Source organism: bacterium (assembly GCA_027622355.1).
GTDB lineage: Bacteria > UBA8248 > UBA8248 > UBA8248 > UBA8248 > JAQBZT01.
The window spans coordinates 1-3,602 of sequence record JAQBZT010000284.1; the positions used below are offsets into that span (position 1 = coordinate 1).

Genomic DNA, 3,602 nt, shown 5'->3' on the forward strand with positions numbered 1-3,602 from the left:
GGAAACTCCCTCTGGAATGCAGACAGTGAGCGCGCCTTGGCCATCGGTATGTGTCCCAACGACCGGGCGAGCCGGTCGCGCAAACACTACATCTAGCGCCACCTGAGTCAACGGGATAAGCCGCATCGCGAAGGAGACGCTGGGCGTCCGCCTTGGGTCACAAGCCGAAGTCAGAGATGACCCTTTGCAACGTCCGTCATTTTCGCAAAACCGCAAGCCGTCACGGGTGTCGCCCGGGATCGGCACGGCTTTGCCCCTTGCCCCGGTGCCGGGGTCCGGAACCGCCGGTCGGCGCAAACATGCCCCCCGAAGAAATCGGGGCGCCGTCCCGGAATTCCGCGAATTCCCGGCCCGACACTTTGACGTCTAACTATCCGGGACTTATGATCCCGGCCTGCAGATAAAGGGAGTGCGATGCATGGGCGAAACACCGGATAATGTCGGCGGCGTCGAGGTCGAGGTAAAGGAGGCCGATGCCGGCCCCGGCCACAATCAGCCCAAAGAAGTCGTCTGGGAGCGCTGGCAGAAGAAGCGCACGTTCGTGCGCGCGCTGGAGGGCACCTACGGCGAGCTGCAGCAGGGGCTGATGGAACAGCCGCGCATCTACAAATCCACCGACTGGCAGTGGAAGGGCGGCCCGCAGTTCTTCGACAAGCCGATCATCAATCCGCAGCGCACCGACATCGCCCAGTCGATCGAGACCCACCTGACGGTGATCGCGCCGGGCGGCACCGGCCAGCGCCACGGCCACATGAACTCGGCGCTGTTCTACATCATCTCGGGCAGGGGCTACGACATCCACGACGGCAAGCGCCACGACTACGAGGCGGGCGACATCGTGATCGTCGAGAACGGCTGCGTGCACCAGCATTTCAACGCGTCCGACACCGAGGACCTGGTGTGCCTGGTGATGAAGGCGAAGCCATTGTTCCTGTTCATGCACATGCTGTTCCAGAAGGTCGCCGCCTACCCGCCCAAGGAGGCCGCGCCGGGCTGGGAGCACTGGGAGCCGCCGACGGATCTGTGATCCGCGCGCGCCCCGCCTCCCCGCCAACCCAAGGAATAAATCGATGACCACACACGAACGCGACACGGCCCATATCGGCGCCAACAAATGCAACTGGTACGCCGAGGAGCTGCAGGACTCGGCGGATTTCCGCAAGAACTACCGCCGCAAGCTGACGGTGGTGAAGGCGAAAGACATGCCGTTCGAGCACTCGCCCGACGGGCTGGTGAAGCACCTCGTCCACGAGAAGCTGAACACGGTCGAGAACTGCGTCGAGGCCTACATGCAGTTCATCCCGCCGGCCAGCCACACCGGCAAGCGCCGCATCCTCGCCGAGCAGATCCTGTTCGTCGCCGACGGCGAGGGCTACGATTTGCACTGGGACGTGGAATACGACGTCGACATCGAATTCCACTGGTCGTGGAAGGAAGAGCCGCGCAAATTCGAATGGAAGCGCGGCGACTTCATCTTCGTGCCGGCCTACTGCCTGCAGCAGCATTTCAATTCGGACCCGGAGAACGAGGCCCGGCTGATCGTCATCACCAACCGCATCTTCAAGTCGATGGGGCTGAACTGGCTGGAGCAGGTGGAGAACGCGCCGGATTACGAGGGCGATCTGGAGCCGATGCTGGCCGGGCCGGGCTGGCTGCCGGATTCGCGGGATTGAAAAGGAGCGACGGTCAGAGATAGCGAAGAAAACTGCATCTAGGCGGTGGTAACGTCAGAATCCCGGATTTCTTGAAAATTTAAGAAAGCTAATAGCCGCCTGTCAGTTCCCATTATTGCCTCTAACCGTAGGATGCCTGGTTCGGAAAGGCGAAATCCTTGCAGCATAGCGCGCATTACGACGCCTGCGAGCGGTCCCCCCCGCTCTTTTGCTTGTTCCTTCGCCTGTTGAATAACGTCTGCCGATGCTCCGCCTATTTCGAGTTCGTCGTCGTTCGGGAGGATCAGTCGCAATTCTATTTTTTCGATCGGGTCATCGGTATCAAAATTGGCCCTCGAATATATGCAAATGCGGGCGTTCCAAATGTTTTGATCAGCCGATAATTTTTGTGCCTTCTTATCCGAAACTTCTACCCGATAACGGACGTTGTCGGGCATTAAGCCGACAAGAGTAATAATATCGTTTTTTTCTTCTCGGATATCCTCGCAGAACATGCCGATTATGGACATCGGGATCATTGGTCTATCCGAATTTTCCGTGGCTCAGAATTGTCACCAGCGGCCGCCGAAGATGATGACGTCATGGTGATGACAGGCTTTGAAAATTCGTTTCCTCCATCATTTTCGTCTATTTTTCGTGCTTCAAAGTAGGGCTCCCAACCGATTGCCCATAACAACTCACCAATGCTCCGGGTGGTCAGGTTTTCAAGCCCCGTAAATTTGCGGTTTATCGCAGAACGATCGACACCGAGCACATCTGCAATCGCTTGCTGTGTCAGTTTTCGCTCCGACTTTTCAGCGGCGAGGGCTTTTTGAAGCTCTTGGTGGACGCGAGAAATAAAGCGCGAACCTGCGCGCGAGCGCTCATCGATTTTGAATTCAAACGAGGGCATCATAGGTTCCTGACGTGAATTTTGGTTCATCCAACTCCAGCGCATCCCGCTCCAACATCACTTGTCGGCGGGCGTCTTCGTAAGATTTTTTGACAGTCGGCCGCTTATACCAATCGGCGTAATCCAAAATGGCAACGATAAAGACGCGGGGTTTATAGACCCAGCCAAACACCCTTAAATCCGGCGTTTTCATTTCCCAAACTTCGTCTTCATTTGGCATCAAATCCTGAAACATTTTCCCGTATCGCATTTCGTTTCCGCTTATCCACCGGAGCAGAAGGGCGTCGAATTGCTCCTCAGGCGTTTGGGACGCCTCCAACCTTCCGCATTGCCATGTTGGTAAGTCGCTCTGCAATCCCTCCATAAAAGGCGGTAAAGCGTAGAACGCACGCTGAGGTTGGCCCCTTCTAGGGAGCAAGATATCGATACGCGTCAGCGGTCCGACCGCTCCTGATAAATTAGATAGTGTTGCCATATACGTCAACATTGGGTTAAAAAAAACCAAGTCTCGTCGGCACGCATAACTACCGCCACCGTGGATACCGAGAGTGTACCTGCGTGTAGTGGCGTGCAACCGTTTCTAATCGGACCAACAAACGCCTTCATGCTGGTCGTTCCCGGCCGACTGACGAACCAGGTGCCACTGACGACCGTGGATTTTATCGGGACGTCGCGATCCGGGGATCCTGTTTTTGGTAAACAAACCGGGACACCACCCAACATTGATGTTTTTTGCCCGACTTTACCCCCAAATGTTCGCTTTTTGTTCTTTTCCGTGATAGGCTCGCCGTAACACACCGACGGCCAGAGAGGCCCCGCGGCCGCGCGATCCACCGTCGCGCGCGAACCGGCGGTCTGTCCGCGCGCCGGATAACACAGGAGACGCCCCTCCATGCCCCTGTCCCTCCCCGTGTCCGCGCCCCTCCCCCTCCAGGACCCCGCCGCCCGCCCTCCCGGACGGAGCGCGGAACGGCAACGAAAACCCCGCCCCGGCTGCCGCCCCCGCCCGGCCGACGCGGCCCGCCTCCGGGCAGCGC

At 58.1% G+C, this 3,602-nt stretch carries 5 protein-coding genes; 2 read left to right on the plus strand and 3 right to left on the minus strand.

From position 1 onward, the window contains the following. Positions 1–418: 418 nt before the first annotated feature. Both O2807_13465 and O2807_13470 read left to right on the plus strand, forming a co-directional pair. Entirely contained in the window at positions 419–1,027 is a 609-nt protein-coding gene (locus O2807_13465) for a cupin domain-containing protein (protein MDA1001510.1), read from the plus strand. 43 nt (positions 1,028–1,070) lie between these two features. Beyond that, positions 1,071–1,673 (plus strand): cupin, encoded by a 603-nt coding sequence (locus tag O2807_13470; protein MDA1001511.1) that lies wholly within the window; start codon positions 1,071–1,073, stop codon positions 1,671–1,673. A 38-nt stretch (positions 1,674–1,711) separates the two neighbouring features. Here O2807_13470 and O2807_13475 read toward each other — a convergent pair whose 3' ends face one another. The 3 genes from O2807_13475 to O2807_13485 are packed head-to-tail and all read right to left on the minus strand — an operon-like array spanning position 1,712 to position 2,815. Continuing rightward, the gene (locus O2807_13475; protein ID MDA1001512.1) at positions 1,712–2,191 is read right to left on the minus strand and encodes a hypothetical protein; all 480 of its coding nucleotides are present in this window, start codon (positions 2,189–2,191) and stop codon (positions 1,712–1,714) included. After that, positions 2,188–2,565, minus strand: coding sequence for an XRE family transcriptional regulator (locus O2807_13480; GenBank protein MDA1001513.1), 378 nt, complete (start codon positions 2,563–2,565; stop codon positions 2,188–2,190). The genes O2807_13475 and O2807_13480 overlap by 4 nt, the downstream gene beginning before the upstream one ends. Next, positions 2,552–2,815: a hypothetical protein gene (locus tag O2807_13485; protein ID MDA1001514.1), complete on the minus strand. Its 264-nt coding sequence runs from the start codon at positions 2,813–2,815 to the stop codon at positions 2,552–2,554. Before O2807_13485 ends, O2807_13480 begins: the two co-directional genes overlap by 14 nt. Positions 2,816–3,602: the final 787 nt, after the last annotated feature.